Source organism: Pedobacter sp. PACM 27299, assembly GCF_001412655.1.
GTDB lineage: Bacteria > Bacteroidota > Bacteroidia > Sphingobacteriales > Sphingobacteriaceae > Pedobacter.
In genome coordinates, this window is record NZ_CP012996.1 from 5945715 (window position 1) to 5968541 (window position 22827).

18 protein-coding genes are annotated in these 22827 nt (G+C 42.3%); 10 read left to right on the plus strand and 8 right to left on the minus strand.

Annotated features, from left to right (window positions below):
- Positions 1–10: 10 nt before the first annotated feature.
- From AQ505_RS25065 to AQ505_RS25075, 3 genes are all read right to left on the minus strand, one after another.
- A complete protein-coding gene (locus AQ505_RS25065) occupies positions 11–3340 on the minus strand; it encodes a TonB-dependent receptor (protein WP_062550682.1) in 3330 nt (1109 codons plus the stop codon).
- A gap of 335 nt (positions 3341–3675) precedes the next feature.
- Entirely contained in the window at positions 3676–4872 is a 1197-nt protein-coding gene (locus AQ505_RS25070; RefSeq protein ID WP_157262557.1) for a FecR family protein, read from the minus strand.
- Between the two features lie 81 nt (positions 4873–4953).
- Complete coding sequence (locus AQ505_RS25075) at positions 4954–5523, minus strand: RNA polymerase sigma-70 factor (RefSeq protein WP_062550684.1); 570 nt, start codon at positions 5521–5523, stop codon at positions 4954–4956.
- A gap of 220 nt (positions 5524–5743) precedes the next feature.
- Here AQ505_RS25075 and AQ505_RS25080 point away from each other — a divergent pair, with 220 nt between their 5' ends.
- Together AQ505_RS25080 and AQ505_RS25085 are read left to right on the plus strand one after the other, a co-directional pair.
- Positions 5744–8557, plus strand: coding sequence for a TonB dependent receptor (locus AQ505_RS25080; RefSeq protein WP_062550685.1), 2814 nt, complete (start codon positions 5744–5746; stop codon positions 8555–8557).
- Between the two features lie 4 nt (positions 8558–8561).
- Entirely contained in the window at positions 8562–9338 is a 777-nt protein-coding gene (locus AQ505_RS25085) for a GLPGLI family protein (protein ID WP_062550686.1), read from the plus strand.
- Here the strand turns inward: AQ505_RS25085 and AQ505_RS25090 are convergent.
- From AQ505_RS25090 to AQ505_RS25100, 3 genes are all read right to left on the minus strand, one after another.
- Complete coding sequence (locus tag AQ505_RS25090; RefSeq protein ID WP_197286266.1) at positions 9335–10030, minus strand: response regulator transcription factor; 696 nt, start codon at positions 10028–10030, stop codon at positions 9335–9337. The genes AQ505_RS25085 and AQ505_RS25090 overlap by 4 nt on opposite strands.
- A 51-nt stretch (positions 10031–10081) precedes the next feature.
- On the minus strand, positions 10082–11920 hold the full coding sequence (locus AQ505_RS25095; RefSeq protein WP_062550688.1) for an ATP-binding protein: 1839 nt from the start codon (positions 11918–11920) through the stop codon (positions 10082–10084).
- Positions 11921–12337: 417 nt separating this feature from the next.
- A complete protein-coding gene (locus AQ505_RS25100; protein WP_062550689.1) occupies positions 12338–12703 on the minus strand; it encodes a DUF3127 domain-containing protein in 366 nt (121 codons plus the stop codon).
- Positions 12704–12775: 72 nt separating this feature from the next.
- Between AQ505_RS25100 and AQ505_RS25105 the strand changes: the two genes are divergently transcribed.
- The 6 genes from AQ505_RS25105 to AQ505_RS25130 all read left to right on the plus strand — a co-directional run bounded on the left by AQ505_RS25105 (position 12776) and on the right by AQ505_RS25130 (position 17898).
- Positions 12776–13960: a THUMP domain-containing class I SAM-dependent RNA methyltransferase gene (locus tag AQ505_RS25105; protein WP_062550690.1), complete on the plus strand. Its 1185-nt coding sequence runs from the start codon at positions 12776–12778 to the stop codon at positions 13958–13960.
- A gap of 97 nt (positions 13961–14057) precedes the next feature.
- Positions 14058–14318 (plus strand): helix-turn-helix domain-containing protein, encoded by a 261-nt coding sequence (locus tag AQ505_RS25110; protein WP_062550691.1) that lies wholly within the window; start codon positions 14058–14060, stop codon positions 14316–14318.
- Between the two features lie 61 nt (positions 14319–14379).
- Positions 14380–15027: an HD domain-containing protein gene (locus AQ505_RS25115; RefSeq protein WP_062550692.1), complete on the plus strand. Its 648-nt coding sequence runs from the start codon at positions 14380–14382 to the stop codon at positions 15025–15027.
- Positions 15028–15061: 34 nt separating this feature from the next.
- Positions 15062–16087 (plus strand): sensor histidine kinase, encoded by a 1026-nt coding sequence (locus tag AQ505_RS25120; protein ID WP_062550693.1) that lies wholly within the window; start codon positions 15062–15064, stop codon positions 16085–16087.
- Positions 16088–16233: 146 nt separating this feature from the next.
- Positions 16234–16875, plus strand: coding sequence for a DUF47 domain-containing protein (locus AQ505_RS25125; protein ID WP_062550694.1), 642 nt, complete (start codon positions 16234–16236; stop codon positions 16873–16875).
- Between the two features lie 12 nt (positions 16876–16887).
- Positions 16888–17898, plus strand: coding sequence for an inorganic phosphate transporter (locus AQ505_RS25130; protein WP_062550695.1), 1011 nt, complete (start codon positions 16888–16890; stop codon positions 17896–17898).
- 109 nt (positions 17899–18007) lie between these two features.
- On the opposite strand, the gene AQ505_RS25135 is transcribed toward AQ505_RS25130, so the two are convergent.
- A complete protein-coding gene (locus AQ505_RS25135) occupies positions 18008–19267 on the minus strand; it encodes a carboxypeptidase regulatory-like domain-containing protein (protein WP_062550696.1) in 1260 nt (419 codons plus the stop codon).
- Entirely contained in the window at positions 19260–19838 is a 579-nt protein-coding gene (locus tag AQ505_RS25140; RefSeq protein WP_062550697.1) for an RNA polymerase sigma factor, read from the minus strand. Before AQ505_RS25140 ends, AQ505_RS25135 begins: the two co-directional genes overlap by 8 nt.
- 99 nt (positions 19839–19937) lie before the next feature.
- On the opposite strand from AQ505_RS25140, the gene AQ505_RS25145 reads away from it, so the two are divergent.
- A complete protein-coding gene (locus AQ505_RS25145; protein WP_062551214.1) occupies positions 19938–21947 on the plus strand; it encodes a YfbK domain-containing protein in 2010 nt (669 codons plus the stop codon).
- Positions 21934–22716, plus strand: coding sequence for a DUF4197 domain-containing protein (locus AQ505_RS25150; protein WP_062550698.1), 783 nt, complete (start codon positions 21934–21936; stop codon positions 22714–22716). The genes AQ505_RS25145 and AQ505_RS25150 overlap by 14 nt, the downstream gene beginning before the upstream one ends.
- Positions 22717–22827 lie beyond the last annotated feature (111 nt).

Sequence of the window (22827 nt, forward strand, 5' to 3'; positions counted from 1 at the left end):
TTAAATAGCTTTAGAAATTAATATTTAGACCTAGCGTATAATTCGCCATAATAGGATAATAATCACCCTCGGTATTGATCTCCGGATCCCAGCCTTTTGGATATTTACTAAATGCCAATGGATTTTGTGCTGTCAGGTATACCCTAAGGTTCTCTATGCCTGCTTTTTTCAGTCCTAGGCCATTGAACTTATACCCCAGCTGTACGTTTCGTACTTTCAGGTAATTTCCATTCAGCATCCAGAAAGAGGAAGTCAGCGTATTTGGCGTCCCTTGATTGGTGATCGCTTCCAGGCGAGGATATTTGGCATTTGGATCAGGATTGGCCGCCGACCAGTGGTTTTCTGCCTGCCATTTTTGAATATTGCCATTCTGATAGAAAGCATAACCCGCATAATTGCTGAGGTAGCCATTTACTTTCGCTACCCCTTGCAGGAGTACAGAGAAGTCAAAATTACGGTAACTCGCGCCCAGATTGATGCCGTAACTATACTTAGGGATTCTACTGCCTAGCACCTTACGGTCGTAAATAGCATCGACTTTACCATCGGGCACGCCATTGGGTCCACTGATGTCTTTGTAACGAATATCTCCAGGCTGTACTTTTGGATTGATCGTTTTCTGATCCGCGTAATTGGCGATGTCATTGGCATCTTTGAATAAACCTTCAGCTACGTACCCATAGTAAAGCTGCATTGGAGAGCCGATAAACAAAGTACTTCCATTCCCTGTTAATCCATTCAGCTGGGTAATATTTCCTACGCCAAGGTCAAGTACCTTATTGTTGATAATGGAAAGGTTGGTACTGATGTTATAAGCAAATTCACCAATCTGATCCCGATAAGCCGCGGTAAATTCCCAGCCTTTGTTGCTCAGCTTTCCAGAGTTCTGCACCCCTACGCCAAAGCCCAATACATTGGATACACTACCCGACGGACTCACTAAGATATCATAAGTATAACGGTCGAAATAAGTTGCAGTCAGGTTTAACTTCCCTTTAAATAAAGTCGCATCTACTCCCGCATCCTTAGTCCTGGTAGATTCCCAGTGAATGTTTGGATCAGTTAAGGTCACATAAGCGACCCCGGAAGAAAGCGCTCCACCAAAAGGATAATTCTTACCCGGCGTTAATTTTCCCTGGTAAGGATAATAATCCTGTTCGGTATCATTTAACATAATATTCTGATTGCCCAGCACCCCTATCGAGGCCTTTAACTTCAAATCCGTCAGCCAGCTTAGCTTGTCTTTCAAAAAGGATTCCTCAGAAATCCTCCAGCCTACCGCCATCGCAGAGAAACCTGCATATTTGTTATTTGCAGGAAAACGGGAAGAACCATCATACCTGATTGTTCCTTCTGCAAGGTATTTGCCAGCATAGTTATAATTTAACCTGCCGAAATAAGAATCCAGTGCGTACTCTGCAGCTGTTCCTGTATTCTTCTGCGTATTGGCATCACCGGCATTGAGCTCTGTCAGCGTATTGCTATTGTAACCTGTCCGGTTTGCAGTAAAAGAAGAGAACTTTTTATATTCATAAGAGTGCCCCAGCAGTACACCGAACTCATGCTTACCGATCACTTTTTTATATTCTGCCAGCTGCTGCAAAGTCTTATAAGTATTGACTGCATTTCCCTGATTTAATGATCCGGAACCTAAAGTGAGCTTCGAAGTCAGGCGCTGATTGGCCAGGAAACGCTGAGAATTATCATTCAACTGCGTATACCCTGCAATAATAGACAACTTCAAGTCTTTGATGATGTCCCAATCCAAACGGGTGTTGACCAATAGATCGGTTTGTTTATCCTTGAAAAAGGAATCGTTATCGGAGTAAGAAACAGGCGTCCCTTTACCGACTACACCTAGTCCATAATCTCCATTGCTCAGTTTATTCGCATAAATGGCTGGCACCCGCATCACCTGACTGATATTACCCAGCATGCCGGTCCAATCTAAGGTAGCCGGTGGTGCAGGCTCATGGTTCAGGTATTGCGCGCCAGACAAACGGGTCGTTAATTTCAAGTTTGGCCTAAAAGTATTGGTCATGTTAAAACGCAGATTGTAACGGCTGTAGTCGTTGTTTTTTACAATTCCATTTTGATACAGGTAGCCCATAGACAGCATATATTGCGTGTTCTGGGTACTGTTGGAAAAGGACAGGTTATGACCGGTTTGAAAAGTAGATTTCTTAAACACCAGGTCCGCATAATTGACATTCGGATAGTTATCCGGATCAGAACCATTTCTGTATTTCTCAATCTGTTCTGGCGTATAAGCACCAGGAACTGCTTCATTCATTAAGCTGGCATATTCTGCAGAATTGACAAACTCCGGATACTGCGTTGCTTTTTGCGTTCCAGAATAGCCATTATAGGCGATTTTTATCTTGCCATCACTGCTTTTACCTGTTTTGGTGGTCACCAGGATTACGCCGTTAGAAGCGCGTGAACCGTAGATTGCGGCAGTAGAAGCATCCTTTAGAACGGAGATATTTTCTACGTCGTTCGGATCGATATCATCAAATGAATTTACCGGAATCCCATCCACCAAAATCAAAGCTGCTGCACTGGCACCAAAAGAGCCAACTCCCCTCACCTGAATGGAAGTTTTGGTGACACCTGGCTGCCCACTGCGCTGAATAATACTCACCCCAGGCAGCATCCCTGTTAAGGCGTTCGACAAAGAGCTCACCGGGCGGTCGTTGATCTCTTTTGCAGAAACCTGTGCCACCGATCCGATCACATTAGCTTTCTTTTGCGTTCCAAAACCGACCACTACTAGCTCTCCCAACTGTGAAGGCTGTGGCACCAGTTTAACATTAATGTCTGCTGATTTTGAAACTTTCAGTTCTTGCGTGACATAGCCAACATAAGAAATCTGCAGAAAATCATCTTCCGATAAGTTCTTTAAAGAGAATACCCCATTTGCATCCGTCACGGCCGTTTGAGTTTTCCCTTTTACCTTGACACTGGCGCCGGGGAGACCCTGTCCACTTTCATCTAATACCTTTCCTTTGATGTCTATGGCATTGATATAATCCAGCAGGCGGTCAATCACTGAGCTTTCTTTAAGATTGAGCAGGACGATTTTATTTTCAATAGAAAAGCTAATCTGCTGCCCTTCCAAACAGGCTTTCATCGCCTCTTCTATTGTGGCACCTTTCAAATTAACCGTCACCGGTTTTGCCTTATTCAACAGCTTGCTATCGATCATAAAATCATAGCCGCTTTGTGCCCTTATTTTTTGGATAATCTTTACTAATGCCGTATTTTTCTCAGAAAGGGTAATTCTCTGTGCAAAACCAGCAGCACTTACCTGCAGCAGGCAAGTGGTTATTATAATCATGGTGAGCCTCATAATTCGCAGGATTGTCTTAGAAGACCCGGCTAATTCGCCGCTTCTAAACAGATGGTAAAATTTCATACATTTGGTTTGGTTTACGCGTAGCTTTCCTTTCCTCCAACAGATTAGGGAAGCACAGCAGGTGTTTAAATTGACAATTGATTTAGCAAGCATGAGGTAGCCCAGAAGAATTTGGGGGTGTTACGAGCACTCCCAATTTTTCAGAATAGGGCTATGCCGTCCTTAAGGAGATGTGTTTCTGTTCATAGCTGGTTAATTTGGTTTTAGGTTAATTGTATTTATTAATTGTACGATTTACAAGAATGAATCTCTTTCTTTTATAATACGGTTACTTTCTTCCCTTCTACTTTAAAATGAACCTTCCCCGTTTTATCCAGTGCATTTAATACCGCGGATATATTTTTGGTTCTCGATACGACACCGGTAAAAGTCAGGTCGGCGGGAGCTCCCTGATAGCTGACCTCCACATCATACCATCGGGCCACTTTTTTCATGATACTTTCCAATGGCTCGTCCTGAAAGACGAAATTCCCATTCTTCCAGTCCAGTATTTCCTCAGCATTCACCTCGATCACTTTTACGCCATCATTGCTGGCAATGGCCTGCTGACCCGGCAGCAGTACTTTTGGCTGTTTCCATAGTTTAGAACTGATGCGGACTGAACCTTCCATCAAAGTGGTTTTCCTTGCTGGATCATCACTATAGCTATTGATGTTGAAATGCGTGCCCAATACCTCTAGTTCTTGTGTGCCAGATTTCACTTTAAAAGGCCTGGAAGGATCTTTAGACACTTCAAAATAGCCCTCCCCTTGAAGTTCTACCTCCCGGTTTCTCTCCCCAAAACGAATTGGATATTTCAGCGAAGAAGCCGCATTCAGCCAAACGCGCGTACCATCTGGCAGGTTCAATTGATACTGCCCTCCTCTTGGGGTAGTAATCGTGTTAAAATCATTCTCAGTAGAACCCCTATTCTTTTTAGTGCTTTCCGTTAATTCATAAACCAGCTGTCCATCCGCAGTTTTGGTAATACTGATCCCTGCCTGCTCTGCAATTTTCCCATTCACCGCGCCATCCAGTACAATTTTTTTACCGTTCGCCAGCGTCAGTATGGCCTGTTCAGTACCCGGTGGAATGTCGTTGACGATTTCTGTTTCTTCCGGCCTCAAATGAAGTGTACGAGAATTAATCGCATAAAAAGACAATCCCGAAATCAGCAGAATGGAAGCGGCAATACAAAGCCTTTTCCACAGCTTAAACCCTTTTCCTATTGGATCATTTTCTACAAGATTGCTTTCTACAGGTTTATCTACCTCTGGTTTCTGCTGGATTTCCAACAGGATTCTAGCGAGCAGCTCATTTTCGATCTGATTTTTATCCCCTAGCCGCACATCTTCCCAGGAAACCGCTGGATTTCCTGCCTTACTGATCCAGAAATTATACTGACTAATTTCCTCATCTGTGGCAGAACCATCGGCAATCCGTTCTAATAATTTTAAGTAAGCTGCGCTTTCCATCTGTGGCATATATCTATAAGGCACTTGCCGAGGCGCGATCCCTTAGTCTGATTGAAAAAAAATAATTAAAAAAATAAAGTGTTAGCTTAAGAACAGCATCCAGGCAGAAGACCTGCCCATTTTTTTTCTCAACTTGTTTAATGCGGTAGTCAGATGGGTTTCTACGGTCTTTTCGGAAATATTTAACCGGCTTGCAATTTCCTTATTACTGAGGTACTCAGTTCTGCTCATTTCAAATACCTGCCGGCATTTGTCCGGAAGATCCGAAGTAAAATCCCGGATAAACGCGATCAGCTCCTTTACTTCTAAAGAAGAATCCACAAAAACAGTATCCAGGCTTTCTATCTTTATCCTTTCATAAAAGTTATTCCGGGTATGGTCTTTACGGATATAATTGACCACTTTATGTTTTACCGCTACATATAGATAACTGCGAATGGCATAGACCTTTAATTCGCTGCGGTGCGTCCAGAACCAGACAAATACCTCCTGCAAAACATCTTTTGCTGCATCCTGATCCTGAAGGATTTGAAAGCAAAACTTATACAATCCTTCCCAATGACGCTTGTAAAGTTCTACAAACGCGATCTCATTATCGGTTTTGATAAAATCAACCAACTCCTCATCAGAAAGATTACTGTAATTCCCCATAAATCAATGTTAAGGGCCAAGATAATGAATAAGTTCCGCCCAAAAATACACCTCAAAGAAAACGCAAAAAAAAGGAACAAACAAGAATAATCTACTAAAACAGTAGATTATAATTCCTCAACATTTATTAATCTTTAACATAATTTAACATAAAATTATAATTCATCAAACGTAATTACTAAAGTTTTAGTTATATATTAGGTTAACCAAATAACCTGAAATGAAACTAAAACTTTATCTACTGTATTTCCTCTGTTCCTGCTCCTTTCTAGCGCATGCTCAAATCAATTATGAAGTCAGGGGTGTAGTCACTGACACCGCTGCGAGTTACATAATGGTAAACACCACAATTACTATTTTAAATGCCAAAGATTCCACGCTCCTGAAGTATACCCGAGCGGATGCAGAAGGTGCTTTTAAACTCCATCCGCCAAAAGCGGGAAAGTTTATGATCTTAATTACCTATCCCGGCTATGCAGACTATGTGGAAGACTTTCAGCTGGACTCCCTCCATAAAACGCATGACTTTGGCCGATTGAACCTCATGTTAAAATCAACATTACTGAACGATGTGATCATCAAAGGAAAAATCAATGCCATAAAAATGAAGGGCGACACGACCGAATTTGATGCTGCTGCTTATGTGATTCAACCCAATTCAAAAGTAGAAGACCTACTAAAGCAGCTGCCGGGCATCACCATAGATAAAGATGGAAAAATCACTGCTCAAGGCAAGACTGTTAATAAAGTACTGGTAGATGGAGAAGAATTTTTCGGGGACGACCCTACCCTAGTCACCAAAAATCTCCGAGGTGATATGGTGGATAAGGTACAGCTATTTGATAAAACCAGCGATCAGGCAGCATTTACGGGCATAGATGATGGGGAAAAAGAAAAAACCATCAACATCAAACTGAAAGAAGACAAAAAGAACGGTTATTTCGGAAAAATTGATGCTGGAATGGCTACAGATGAGCTATACCAGGGCCAGGCTATGGTTAATATTTTCAAAGGAAGAAAGAAAATGGCAGCCTACAGCACCCTTGGAAATACAGGAAAGACAGGTTTATCCTGGGGCGATCGCGATAAATTTGGTTCCAGCAATATACAGGTAAGCGATGATGGCCGGCTTTATTTCAATGCAGACCGAAGTGACGATGGCCTGGACACTTATGATGGGCAATATGGGGGTGAAGGATTGCCTTCTACCAAAAATGGCGGCGCACATTTTTCCAATAAATGGAACAAAGACAGGGAAAGCATCAACACCAATTATAAGGCAGGCATGATCGACGTATCGGGGAATAAAAACACCCTGACCCAAAGAAATCTGCCACCAGGTTCAGATGTAGAAACACCCACCATCTACAGCATTTCAAATGAAAGCTCCGACAAACACCTCTTCCGCCAAAAATTAGATGGGATGTACACGATCAACCTGGATTCCAGCTCCACCATCAAGGTCAGCCTGAATGGGACGGTTAAGAACAGCAGGTCGGAAAGTGAATATTTTGAGAGCAGTACACGTGCAGACGGAACCGCCCTGAATAACAACCGCCGGTCTTTGAATAATAAAGGAGATCAGAGAGAACTGAATGCTACCCTTTTCTATTCCAAAAAACTCCGTAAAAAAGGGAGAACATTTTCGATCAGCATCGCGCAGAGCGCCAATGAGAACAACAATACTGGATTCATCAATTCTCTGGTGCAGAATTTTGACCTGAATGGTGATTTCAAAGATCAAACTCCTATAGATCAATACAAGACCAATTACATCAGAAGCTCCGTACACAATACGAATGCAACGTACTCAGAACCGCTGTCTAAAGCATGGTCGCTGGTATTCAACTATGGCTTGTACCTGAGCAAAGACCATTCTGACCGGAAATCATTCAATAAAAATACCGCTGGCGATTATAACTTGCTGGACGAAGAATTCAGCAATAAACTGGATTTGGATCAGGTAAACAATCAGGTAGGTACGTTTTTCCATTTAAATAAAAACAAATCTGTACTGAACTTCGGAACCAAGGTCAACGATGTACAGCTGAGACAGCTGGATGGCTATACGAATGAGCGCCTGAAAAGAGACTTTTTCAACTGGAGTCCTTCAGCTACTTACCGTTATAACTTTAGTCAGCAGCGCTCATTTCGCTTCAACTATAACGGATATACCAGTCAGCCGAGCATTAGTCAGCTCCAAGCGGTAAAAGTGAACACTGACCCGCTTAATATTTACATTGGAAATGCAGATTTAGATCCCTCCTTTAACCACTCGTTCAGCACTAGTTATAGTAGTTATAAAGTAATGACTTCTGAGTCCATTTATGCCAGTTTATACTATAATTTTAACACGAATGCGATTGTGAACAGCACCCTCACCGACGAAAATGGTAAAAGTACCTATCAGCCTGTCAATCTGAATGGAAAAACGCCCAGTAATTACAATCTCTATCTGGACTACAATAGAAAAATCAACCTACTGGGTTTAAATTTGGGCGCAAATGCAAGCTTCAATGGATCCAACAATTACAGCATGATCAATCAGGCATTCAATACCACAAAAAACAGGACTTACAGAACGGGCCTCTCGATCTCCAAACGGGATGTAAAATCGTATAACATTTACTTTTCCGCCGGACCAAGCTATACATTCAGCAAAGCTTCTTTAGACACCAGATCCAATAATAGCGGCTGGGGTGCCAATGGAAACCTAAGCATCAATGCGTACCTGCCCGGGAAAATAGAAATCAACACCGGTGGAAACTATGAATACCGTGGAAAAACACCTGCGCTGCAGCAAGAATTTGAGCGATTGATATGGAATGCCTCCATCAGCAAGAAGTTTTTCAAAAAAGAAGACCTTCAGCTTAGGCTTTCCGGCAATGACCTGCTCAATCAAAACATAGGTTTTGAAAGAAGTGCCAATGCCAACCTGATCACCGAAAGGCGTTACAATACGATACAAAGATATTTCATGCTGTCCCTGATCTGGGATTTTAATAAAATGGGCGGATCATCAGCTAAACTATAATCAAATGAAAAGCACTTTAATTACCCTCCTTTTACTGCTTGGCTATATGAGCCAGGTACCTGCACAAAATGTACGGTTTGCGACTACTGGCCAGATCGATTTTGAAAAGAAAATCAACATGTATGCCATCATCAAAAAAACCATTAACAAAGACAATGAAGGTTACATGCAGGCTGCTTTTGACCAGTACAAGAAGAACCAGCCGCAGTTCAAAATCCTGAAAAGCACCCTTGCATTCTCCAATGATCAGACGCTGTTTAGCCCTTTGGAGGATACTCAAAAAGACGCGAACGGGTTTTGGGGCAGCGATCCGAATGTGGTACAGAATAACATTATTTTTTCAAATTTATCCAGCCAGACCTTCATCACCCAGAAAAAGGTCTATGAAGAAACCTTCCTGGTCAAAGACAGTTTAAGAAAAATCAATTGGAAGCTCACTTCTGAGACCCGGGAAATTGCCGGATATGAATGCCGAAGAGCCAATGCCATCATCATGGATTCTATCTATGTGGTGGCCTTTTACACGGATAAGATCCCTGTTTCCGGTGGTCCGGAGTCTTTCAATGGATTACCGGGCATGATTTTGGGCGTTGCCTTGCCGCATGAGAACTCCAGCTGGTTTGCCACCAGTGTCAAAGACAGACCTGTTACCGCAGCCGAACTAAAAGCACCGATAAAAGGTAAAACTATGAATACGAAAGGCCTAAATGACACGCTGAATGGCGTCATGAAAAGGTGGGGCAATTATGCACAAGCCGTGCTTAAAGCACTTACGCTTTAATTGACTAATAATTTATACCCTTTTCCATGCACATTCAGGATTTCTACCTTAGGGTCTTCCCTAAGGTACTTCCTTAGTTTGCTCAGGAACACGTCCATACTGCGGCCGTTAAAATAATTGTCGTCATGCCAGATGCTGAGTAATGCCTCTTCCCTGGTGAGTACTGCATTTTTCTTTAAGCAGAGCAGCTGCAGCAATTCGGCCTCTTTGGTGCTGAGTTTTTGCTGCTGTCCTTTATAATGAATCAGCTGAGTGGTATAATCGAAGGTATAATCGCCAATTTGAAACTGTGTTTCTACCGGAGCTACTTCTGCCACTTCCTTGGTACTTACTCTTTTCAACAGGGCATTGATGCGCAGCAGCAACTCTTCGATACGAAAGGGTTTAGTGATGTAATCATCGCCCCCAAGGTCGTAAGCAGAAGCTTTATCTTCCATCATGGCTTTTGCCGTGGCAAAGATAATCGGAACCTGCTGGTTGATCTTTCTGATTTCTTTTCCAAGCGTGAAACCATCTTTCTTGGGCATCATGACATCCAGAATGCAAAGGTCAAATTCCTGCTTTGAAAAAGCTTTCAGGCCTTCTTCTCCATCTACACAGAGTACCACTTCAAATTTCCCTTTCAATTGCAGGTAATCTTGCAAAAGTAAACCCAGATTCGGATCATCTTCTACCAACAGAATTTTTTTCATCAGCTTTATTGTTTTTTATGGGTTGTGAAGCTATCATTGATGATGGTTTCATTAATTACGGTTTAAGGGAAGGATAATTTCAAAGACAGTGCCTTTGTCTTTTTCACTATGCACTTTGATTTTCCCATTCATCTGTTCGATGATGTCCTGGACATAATTCAGGCCTAAGCCAAATCCTTTTACATCATGTAAATTTCCGGTGGGCACTCTATAGAACTGATCAAAAATACGTTTGGTCTCTTCAGTACTCATGCCAATTCCTTCATCAGCGACTTCAATAATAAGATTTTTATGGCTAATCCTAGTACTGATTGTGATTTTAGGGACCCCCAGACTGTATTTATTCGCATTGTCTATCAGGTTGTAAATCACATTGGAAAGGTGCAATTCATCGGCATAAATCAAGGGAGGCTGGGCATCAAGGTTCAGCTGCAGCTGTGTCCCTTTCTTTTGCAATTGCAGGTCCATACTGTCTACCACCACCAGGATCAGTTCATTGATATTCAAAATAGTTTCTTCCAGTTTCAGTTCTTTTTTCTCCAGTCGGGCAATACTCAATACCCTTTCGATATGATTTCCCAATCTTACATTTTCATCATAGATGATGCCTGCCAATCGTTTCACCCTGGTTTTATCCTCAGTGATTTCCGGATCTTTCAAGGCTTCACTGGCAATCATAATAGTAGCTACCGGCGTTTTGAACTCATGTGTCATGTTGTTGATGAAATCCGTTTTCATCTCCGAAATTTTCTTTTGCTTCAAAATCGTATAGATGGTATAGGCAAAAATGAACACCAGTACGAGTAACAATGCAGCAGAAGTGGCCATGGTCACGCTCAGGTTGCTAAAGATCAAAGAGTCCTCTTTGGGAAAGGTAATGTATAACATTCCTGGATCTCTGAAGATATCATTGCTAAACAGCGTTACCTTATGAATATTGGCTGGAGCAGGCACAATACTTTCATTGGATACCTTGCGATAGAGCACGGAATCTTTATTCGCCAGTTTCACCCAGAAATCATAATCGAGCTTAATATTTCTGTTGAGGAGTTCCGTTTTGATCAGCGTATCCAGTACATCTCTGGGCACCCGCTCATCAATCGGCACATTTTCCTGACGCATTTCCTTCGCTACATCTTCCAGATAGTTGAGGCTATTGAGTTTGATGATCACGGTATCTGTTAAGAGATCTTTAAAAGCCCTTTGAAATTTTTCATTTTCAATCTCATCCTGGCTTCTGAATTTGGCAGCCATTTCCGGCGAAACTCGCGGTAAGGTGATGAGGAGTGGTTTTTTACTAAAAGGATTAAAGGCCAGGTAGCGGATACTATCAGGCAGTTTATCTGTTGAAACCTTAAAAGTCTGCGCTTTTTCAGGGATATAGGTTTGATTGACATTTGCGGTAATCACATTTCCGGCTTTGTCCACCCCAAAATTCATGTCTACCTGCAAAGGAGATTTCTTATCGTCGTCCAGCGTAGACATCGACAGGTATTCCTTTTCAGTGATGATCATTGGGCGCAGGTAATTGTTGCGGATCACACTGTCCTGCATGTTCAGATCGGCAATGATTTTTTTCTGCTGCTCCAGTTTTCGGTGTTCCTCTTTCAGCTTATGCTGCTCTTTGAAATCCACCAGGATCTGTGCTTTGTCTCGCAGCTCTGCTTCCCGCTCTTCCTTCAGCTGGTCTTCTTTTTTATTCAGGTGTGTGGCGGCATATCTTTTCTGCACTTTGTTTACGACTGCATTCAAGGCCTGACTGACATCCTGTTCAAAAAGCTGAGATTTTAGGGCATACGCCTCCCTGATGTAATACAGCTGCATTACAAAGACGCCAAGCAAAGCTATGGTCATTAGAGCGGTGATCAACCAAAGGCTTCTTCTTTTCATTGTGAGATTTCAAAAATAAATAAGGCGGGGGGATAAAGCGGCTTATTTAACACTTTTTAACATGCTGAATTTCCTAAAATTACAGCGATTAATCTGAGATGATCGCTTTTAATTTATAAAATGAAAAAAAAAGAGGAAATAGCCCAGTAGTGGTCGGTTAGTGTTCGGGAAGAGAAGCGCCTTATAATAGGGAGCGGAAGGGGTTCGTGTAGGGTTCAGGTAGAGTTGCCTTAGTCTTTGCTATCCAGACCCCATCCGAACCCCGCCTGGCGGCTAAAGAAATGCAGGTCTCTTCCCGAGCAGTGTTCGGGGTATGGTCAATGCCCTTGCAAACTGACCAGAAACAGGGTAAAAATAAAGCCTGTCCGAAGGATCGGACAGGCTCGTTTGGTCAATTTGTTTATTTAAAAAAGATCTTTAGAAAGGAAGATCATCTTCCTCACCTGGAGCATTGTTCAAATCTGCTGGCGGAGCATAAGCTGGCGTTGCCGCCGCAGCTCCTGGAGTTAAGGCATTGATACGCCATACTACCAGACTATTGAAATATGATGTTTTTCCTGTTTTATCAGTCCATGGACGACCGCGTAAGTTAAAAGAAACCTCCACATCATCACCAGTTTTTAAGCTGTCGAATAAAGCCGTTTTATCTTGTAAAGCTTCAAATCTGATGTACTCTGGATAAGTAGGATTTTCTGCGTATTCTATAATCAGGTCACGTTTCTTAAAAGTCTCACTCACCTGTTGTAATGCACCAATTTCATGCACTTTTCCTTTTATTTCCATAACAATTACTGTTTTATTCTTTGACAAAGTTCAAATCTCTATATTTTTATTGATAACTTCGCACAATATATTATGCAAGTTTTCCACACAAAAAGCAAGGTTATCTTAACCTGCAACAAGCGATTATCGCCATATCTACAGGAAGAGGTTAAAGCCCTGGGCTACACCATTGTTAGGGATTTCCCTACAGGGGTAGAGTTAAATATAACCCTAACGGAATGCATCAAGTTGAATTTAAACCTGAGGTGTGCCAGTCAGATTTTATATTGCTTAAAAAGCTTCAAAGCCAATAACCCGGAAGAATTGTATCGGGAGCTGGTGGATATGGAGTGGGAATCGCTGATTGATTTCTCGGGATATTTCTCGGTGACTTCAAATGTGGATAACCCAACCATCACGACGCCACTTTTTGCCAATCTAAAAGTAAAAGACGCGATTGTTGACCGCATTAAAGACAAAAAAGGAATCCGTCCAAATTCAGGATCGGATGCCAATAAAGCAGTGGTACATTTATACTGGAAAGACAGTGAAGCAGACATCTTTTTGGACACTTCCGGAGAAACTTTAGCCAAACATGGTTACCGTAAGATCCCTGGAAAAGCACCGATGTTAGAAGCATTGGCCGCTGGTGTGATCATGAGTACCCAATGGGATCAAAAATCACCATTCGTGAATCCGATGTGCGGTTCAGGAACATTGGCAATTGAGGCTGCACTATTGGCCACTAACCGTCGCCCTGGATTGTTCCGTATGAACTACGGTTTCATGCACATCCTGGGTTATGATGAAGAAGTGTTCTTTGCGGAACGCCGGATTCTGAAAGAACAGGTGATTAAGAACATTGACCTGACGATTATTGCAACGGATATTTCCGAAGATGCTGTTGAAGTGAGCCGTAAGAATGCACAAACTGCCGGTGTGGATACCCTGATTACTTTTGAAGTTTGCGATTTCGCAGAAACGAAAGTTCCTGAAGGTGGAAAAGGCGTAGTGGTGTTCAATCCGGAATACGGAGAGCGTCTGGGTGTACACTCGGTACTGGAAGCTACTTATAAAAGAGTAGGTGATTTTATGAAACAGGAATGCAAAGGTTATTTCGGATATATCTTTACTGGTAATCCAGACCTTGCGAAGAAAATAGGCCTTAAAGCAACCAAAAAGATCGAATTTTACAATGGTAAACTGGATTGCCGCATGCTCGAATATGAGCTGTATGATGGTACCAGAAGAGCAGATCCAAAGGAAATAACAGAGTAAACTAGAGAAATTACGTTTTTTTTTCTTTTTTAACATCTATTCTTGTTTAGTTTACGTTTATACTTGAGAATAAACGTAAACTAAACTTCCCAAGACTATGAATGAGCAACTCGAAATTAACGTTAGAGAGATTCCAACCACGATCAAAAAGATCAGGAAAATCAAATCCTTAACTCAGGAGTACCTAGCTGCAAAGCTCCACATCTCTCAAAATGCCTACAGTAAAATCGAACTGGGCCACAGTAAACTTACCGTAGAGCGATTGTGTCAGATCGCCGGCATTCTGGATGTCAAACCCAATCAACTTCTTTATTTTAAGCCCGCAGAATTCGTTGAAGCACTAAGAGCTTCCGGTTAATTCTACAAATCATTTTTTCCTGTGGTGGATTTCAGATACTTTTGCAGCAAAGCAAAATGATATGAATGAGATCCTGGAACAGACCATCGCCTTTGTTAAAAAAACTTTAGCAGGAGCAGAAGCCGGGCATGATTGGTTTCACATTGAACGTGTTTACAAGAATGCCCTGCTTATCAATCAGGCAGAAAAAGGGGACGAACTGATTGTGGCCCTTGCTGCATTGTTACATGACATTGCCGACCCAAAGTTTAACGATGGGGATGAAGAAATCGGCCCGAAAATGGCCGGAGATTTTCTGACGGAATTAGGTCTTAGCCCTGCACAGATCCTTCATGTTCAGCAAATCATCAGAAACCTCAGCTACAAAGCTAGTTTGGGCACCATCACTTTCCAATCCAGGGAACTGGATATTGTACAGGATGCCGACCGTCTGGACGCCATTGGTGCCATTGGTATCGCCCGAGCCTTCACCTATGGGGGTTATAAAAACAGGGTATTATACGATCCGGAGATTGCGCCAGACCTGAACATGAGCAAGGAAGTTTATAAAAATTCAACCGCTCCCACCATCAATCATTTTTATGAGAAGCTATTGAGGTTGAAAGCCCTTATGAAAACCAATACCGGAAAAGAAATTGCCGCACAGCGCCATGATTTTATGCTGGTTTATCTGGATCATTTCTATAAAGAGTGGGAAGGAAAGATTTAACGTTTAATTTAAATCTAAATTGTAAATTGCCTGCATGAAGTTGAGCGTACTCGTTTTAATTGCTGCATTTGCAGTAGGTCTTTCTATAGGCTTGGTGAATTTCTATTTCCAACAGAGCTGGTATTTTATGGCCATATCTTTTGGGGTGGCTTTTATGACCAGTTTCATCGTATTTTACTACCTGCTGGAGAAATACATCTATTCTAAAATCGTGCTGATCTACAAGATGATCCACAATTTAAAATTGGGAAAAGACTTAAAAGATGCACTTGGAGAATATGTGAGCAGCGACCCCATCAATGATGTGGAACATGAAGTAAAAGAATGGGCAGGCGCAAAAAAACGCGAGATCGACATCCTGAAAAAACAGGAACAGTTCAGAAGAGAGTTTTTATCGAATGTGTCCCATGAGTTTAAAACTCCCCTGTTTGCCGTACAAGGTTATATAGAGACTTTACAGGACTGCCTGCTGGATGATCCGGAAATGGCGCAGAAGTTCCTAAAAAAGGCGGAAAACAATGTAGAACGCTTAAGTTACCTGATCAATGACCTGGACTCTATCTCTAAATTAGAATCCGGGGAAATTCCGATCAATTATACCAAGTTTGATTTTGTGCTGCTGGCTAAAGAAGTAATGGAAGGCCTGGAAGACAAAGCAAAGAAAAAAAACATCACCATCTCCTTCAAGGACAAATATACCCATCCGGCTTATGTGAATGCTGATAGGGAAAAAATCCGTCAGGTGATGATCAACCTGATTCAGAATTCCATCAAATACGGGAAGGAAAACGGCTCTACGGCCATAAAAATCTTCGAACTTCATGACCAATACCTGATTGAAGTAACCGATGATGGAATTGGAATTGAGGAAAAACACCTCCCTCGTTTGTTCGAACGTTTCTACCGGATTGATTCTCACAGGTCTAGACAGGAAGGCGGTACCGGACTTGGCCTTGCCATCGTAAAGCATATCCTGGAGGCCCATCAACAGATTATTTCCGTAAGAAGTACTTTACAAATCGGGACCACTTTTGCCTTTACCCTGCAAAAGATTGGTTAACAATGACAAAGCTTTTTCAAAATAACTTAACACTTAACATTAACTTAACATTACACTCATACTTTTGTATCATATTTTATAAGTAGGATGACCAGGGCATTATGCGGTGTTTCATCTGACAATTAAAACAAAATATAATATAACAGATGAATAGCATTTTTAAGTTCTTCACGCCAAAAGACAAAAAATTCCAGCCACTATTCGAGCAGGCAGGCAGCAATGTATTGAAAATTTCTGAAGCTCTATTGCTTGCCCTTAGCGCAACAGATCTGGAAAGAAGAAAAGAATACATCAAAGAAGTAGAACGTTTAGAGCATGTTGGTGACGACATTACCCATTCGATCTTCTTAGAACTCAGCAAGAATTTCATTACCCCATTCGACAGGGAAGATATCCATGCATTAGCGAGTGCGGTTGATGATATTGCAGATTATATTCATGCTTCTGCAAGTAACATTGAACTTTACAACATTGTTCATATTGGTGATGCGATGATCAAACTAGCAGAATTGTTAGTAGAAATGTGTACCGATTTGGACAAAGCGATTAAAGAATTGAGAAGTTTCAAAAACATCCGCGTGATTGCTGATGCTTGTGTAAGAATCAATAGTGGTGAAAATCAAGCCGACTATGTGACGAACCTTGCGATTGCTCGTTTATTCGAATTTGAGACTAATGCAATTGAACTGATCAAACAAAAAGAAGTACTGCAGACCTTAGAAATGGCTACAGATAAATGTGAAGATGCAGCAAATGTGTTGGAATCTATTTTGGTAAAGAACGCTTAAACCTTCAATAAAATGGTAACTACCTTATTAGTCGTTGTAATTGTCCTGGCAATTGCCTTCGATTATATCAATGGCTTTCATGATGCAGCAAATTCTATTGCTACCATTGTATCTACGAAAGTATTATCACCTTTTCAGGCAGTATTATGGGCCGCGCTCTTCAATTTCGCTGCCTATTTTTATTTCACTGACCATAAAGTAGCCAACACCATTGCAAAGACGGTAGTGGAAAACTTTATTACTCTGGAAGTAATCCTGGCCGGCCTTCTTGCCGCCATCACCTGGAATCTTTTTACCTGGTGGTTCGGAATTCCTTCCAGTTCTTCACACACCCTGATCGGTGGATTTGCGGGTGCCGGTATGGCTAAAGCATTCACCTTAGGTGTGGGCGTAATGGAGGCTATTAACCTTGCTCCAATCCTGAAAGTAGTCGCGTTTATTGTGCTTGCTCCGGTAATTGGTATGGTAATCTCCGTGATTATATCTATTATTATCCTTCATATTTCCAAAAATGCACGCCCCTCTGTTGCAGAGAAATGGTTCAAAAGATTACAGCTGATCTCTTCTGCTGCCCTGAGTTTTACGCACGGTGGTAATGATGCTCAGAAAGTAATGGGTATCATTTACGTAGCGATGGTGGCTGCAAATGTCCTTAAAACTGGTGATACTATGCCAGAATGGATCCCAATCTCTTGTTATGCGGCAATCGCATTAGGAACCATGAGCGGTGGTTGGAAAATTGTGAAAACAATGGGTTCTAAAATTACTAAAGTGAATGCTTTTGAAGGGGTAGCCGCAGAAACTGCTGGTGCCGTGACTTTAGGAATCACTGAACATTTTGGTATCCCAGTATCTACCACACACACGATCACAGGTTCGATTGTTGGGGTAGGTTTATTGAAAAGAGTATCCGCGGTACGCTGGGGAGTAACTGTGAGCTTATTATGGGCATGGGTATTGACCATTCCAGTATCTGCTACGCTTGCTGCAATTGTATACAGTGTGATCCACCTTTTCTTTTAATCGATAAAGAATAAAAATAATATTGGGAGTACTTCCCATAAAAAAAACCGGAATGCTTAAAGCGTTCCGGTTTTTTTATGAAGATATTTTTATGAAGGTGATTGATCTGTTAGAACTTTACGCCGAGCTTTAGTCTTGCTTTAGGATCAGCAGGCAGCTCCCATTTTGGACCTTCTGAGATTAAGCGGATGGCTTCTTTTTCATATTTCGCACCAAAGGTCCGGAGTATTTTAAAATCGTAAGGCCGACCGTCTTTTCCAATTGCAAAGTTGATTTCTAAAGTTGCCCCAAGGGTACCTTCTTTAGTCAGCTGGTTATTTTCCTGAAGATATTGCTCATATTTAGCCCAACCAACAAGTGGCTTAGCGGTGGCCACAGGGCTCAACTCTTTTCTCAAGGTAATCCCCAGCGGCTCATTCAACCGCAGCACAACTTGTTCAGGTGTATAACCAGGATGACTCAAAACTACAGTATAAACTTTCCCAATACTATCGGCAGGAATCTTGAACTCTCCGTTGATGCCTGTGATTGCAACACCCCCTACTGCTCCAGGTATGGCTTGTACCGCGACCCCCGACAAGGGTTTTCCATCTACATCCGAAATTACTTTTCCTTGTATCATAGGAACTTCAACTGTCCTTATACGCATAGATTTTGCCATCGGACTAGCGTAGGCATTTTCTGCTGCTCTTGCCATTTTTGGACTTGCGACCACATTGCTGGAGATGATATCACTGGCCGCCGCATTACTTGAAAGGGCATCTGAGGATTGAGGAGCCGACATCAATTCCTTGTTCCTGGCCGCTTTTGTTTTTTTCTGTGTATTTGCAGCATAACTGTTCGTCTTTGCGGCCTGAACTGCTGCTGTCATCACTGCTTCTTTATCAACTGCATCTGCTGTTGCTGCCGGTGATCCGGCTGCTGTTACTTCAGCACTTGCTGCTGCTTTATTTTTTGCCAATGCGCCCTGATCCGCAGGAACTACCGTTCCGGGGGCAGGATTTAAATTGACTTCTACTTCTTTTCCTTGTTTAGCCAGCTGATTTTGCTGCGCGACTTCTTTCATCCAGAAAACCACGCTCACCGAGATAAACATTACTGCTGCCGTTGCTGCAATACTCAGTCGCTGCCAGGTAATCACTTTTGTTTTCTTTTCTGCCTGATGATCCGCAATGCGTTCCTGCAATTGTTTTTGCAGTAAAGAGATCGACGCCAAAGAGCGTTTAGGCGAAGCACTCAGTCCGGCCAGCGCTTCTGCCACGAAAGGATCTTCGAGCGCTTCCCGCTCCACCCTATTCATGGTTTTGGCATCGAGCTTACCGTCCAGGTAATCTTCTAAAACTGCTATATCTAACCAATCGTTATTCACCACTATTTTTTTCTATACAAATTTTCAAGTTCCGCTTTCCATTCTGGATATAACTCTTCACCTTCAACATTTCATATCCGGTAAGGTCTGCAACTTCTTTATAACATTTCTCCTCCAGATAGAACAACTGCACACTAATGCGCTGCTCTTCCGGCAATTTCTCCATACACCGTTCCATCACAGTCAGCTGCTCTTCCTTTGTATCATCAAGATCAAGATGCACAAATTCCGTGTTTTCCACAAAAGTATCCTCCATAGAAACGGTGGTATGCTTGGAATTTTTTCGGATGGCCATTAAACAGTAATTTCTGGAGAGCACATGAAGCCAGCTTTTGAAGTTTTGGACTTCATGAACTTTCAGTTTGACCACCAGTTCTTCGAAGATCTGCATGACCGCATCCTTACTCTGCTCTTCATCTTTCAGGTAATTGAGGCAAACCCCAAATACCAGGTGCATGTATTTATTGTAAAGCTGGCCCAATGATTCCAGGTCGCCGCTAACTTTATATCGGGCAATCAAAGCAGCATCGTCCTGCTCCTGAATTCTGGTATTGTTTTTAATAAATTTCAATTGCGGTATAGAACATAATTCGGTCAAGTATAAAAATATTTTCTGATAAAGGTGTGGAAATTCTTCAAAGCTTACATCATTCTGGAAATCAATGAAATTATGAAAAACAGATTCTTCCCCCTTTTCCTGGTACTGGTGCTGCTGGGATTTAATGCTTCGGCAATAAAAAAAATACAAGGTAAAGTGATTGGAAATGGCGCTGGGATTACCAACGCGACGGTCAGCAATCTTTCCGGCAGCAGATCAGCCGCCACAAACCGCGCTGGTGAATACACGATCATCCTGGAAGATAGCGATCAGGAATTGCGCTTTCAAGCTCCGGGATATTATAGGCAAAGGCTGAGCATCGGGACAAAAAGTATCCTGAATGTGAAATTGATCCTGGATCCCATTGCGACAAAAAAACTGGCAGCAGCAGAACTGGCAAGAAATAAAACGAAGCAACAGATCAGGATCCGGGGAATTAAAGATCCTGGAATGAAAACCTTAGAAGGAGATCCAACGGCCGATATCGTATCGTACAACGTGATGAGCACCAGGACACCAGGAGTGATGGCGGGCGAAGCAACAGCAAGTATGCAGAAGCCTACGATTAGACGCATGCCAATCAGGAGAAATGAGCGCAACGCATATCGTTCAGAAAGTAATACTGAAAGCTATAAGCCTATCCAGGAAAACGGCTTTATCGCTCCCAATAAAACACCGCTTTCTACCTTTTCCATAGATGTAGATGCCGCAGCCTATAGCAATGTGCGCCGTTACCTGAACAATGGGGCATTGCCTCCTAAAGATGCAGTGAGAATTGAGGAGATGGTCAATTATTTTAATTACGACTATTCTCAGCCCGGTGGAAATGATCCGGTAAACATCGGTACAGAAATCGCAGCTGCCCCATGGAATCCTCAGCATAAACTGGTAAAAATTTCCCTACAGGCCAGGCGTATCAACACAGCGTCTTTGCCAGCTGCCAACCTGGTGTTCCTGATTGACGTATCCGGCTCTATGGCCGAATCAAATAAATTACCGCTGTTGATTTCCTCTTTCAAATTATTAACCGATCAATTACGTCCCAACGACCGCGTCGCTATTGTAGTGTATGCAGGCAGAACTGAACTGGTCTTGCCTTCTACCCCGGGTTCGGCGAAAACCACCATCAAAGATGCTTTAGATAAATTAATGGCAGGCGGTGGTACTGCCGGAGGGAAAGGCTTGGAAATGGCTTACAAAGTAGCCGCAGGAAACTTCATTAAAAAGGGGAATAACAGGATTATTCTTGCCACAGATGGGGATTTCAATGTGGGTGCTTCCAGCGATCAGGAAATGGAAAATCTGATTGAAGAAAAAAGAAAAAGCGGTATCTTCCTAACCGTATTGGGCTATGGAATGGGCAATATCAAAGACAGCAAAATGGAAACGCTTGCTGATAAAGGCAATGGTAATTACGCCTATATCGACAATATTTCGGAAGCCAGAAAAGTATTGATCAATGAATTTGGCGGCACCTTATTTACGGTGGCCAAAGATGTGAAATTACAGGTAGAATTCAATCCTTCGAAAGTGCAGGCCTACCGTTTGATTGGTTATGAAAACCGCTTATTAGCAGATGAAGATTTTAATAACGACCGCAAAGATGCCGGCGATATGGGTGCAGGACATACAGTAACCGCTTTCTATGAAGTGATTCCTTTTGGGGTTAAAAGTGGATTTACACCATTCATTGACCCTTTGAAATATCAGAAACAGGAGATAATGGCCAGTAATAATGGCAGTCCGGAAATGCTGACGGTAAAGCTCCGCTATAAACAACCGGATGGTCATCAAAGTAAGTTACTGCAAAAAACGCTACTGGATAAAAATTCGCCATTTGACAAGGCTTCTGAGGAGTTTCGTTTTGCAGCAGCTGTAGCAGAATTTGGCTTGTTATTGCGTCAATCAGAATATAAACGTGATGCCAGTTTTGAGCAAGTGATCCGCATGGCGCAGGCTGCAAAGGGGAAAGATACCGAAGGATACCGCGCCGAGTTTATAAATTTAGTAAAGTCCACTGCTTTATTGGCCAAAGATTTGCTTAGTATTGAAAACACAAACAAATTCAATGAAAAAAACTAGCATTTATTTGCTCGCCACCTGCCTGATCAGTCTCAGCAGTATCGAAGCGAAAAGCCAGACAAAACTCGGTAATATTTTAAAAAAAGTAACTGCAGCTTCAAAACCTGCTACGACCAATAAAGCGAATAGCGTGACCGGAACAACGGGTACGCCAAGTACTTCCGAAATCGGCTTTGGGATTAAAGAAGCGCTGGAACTAGGGATCGGCAGAGGTGCGGATTTATTATCGGCAAAAGACGGATTTATGGGCAATGCTGCGGTGAAAATCCTTTTCCCACCAGAAGCAGAGAAGGTAGAAAAAACTTTACGCAGCGTTGGTTTAGGTTCACTTGCCGATAATGTGGTTCTGAGCTTAAACAGGGCTGCTGAAGATGCGGCTAAAGAGGCGAAGCCTATTTTTGTTTCGGCCATCAAACAGATGACCATTGCTGATGCAACTAATATTTTATTGGGTCAGCAGGATGCAGCAACCAATTATTTCAAAAGAGTCACTACAGCACAGCTGATGGAGAAGTTTGAACCGGTCATTACAAATAGCCTGAGTAAAGTTGGTGCCGCAAAATATTGGGGCGATGCCACTAAGCAGTACAATAAATTGCCAATGGTGAAGCCGGTAACTACCGACTTATCCAGCTATGTAGCCCAAAAGGCCATCGACGGTATGTTTATCCAGGTGGCTCAGGAAGAGCTTAAAATCAGAGACAATCTGGGCGCCAGGTCTACCCCGCTTTTGCAAAAAGTGTTCGGTTATGCCGACCAGAAAAAATAAACCGCATGGGCTTATAAATTAATAATCAAGCCCATGCAAGTACTGAGCCTTCGAAAAAACATTAGACAACTAATGAATAAAAGGTTACTTTTATAGGATAATACTAACAAC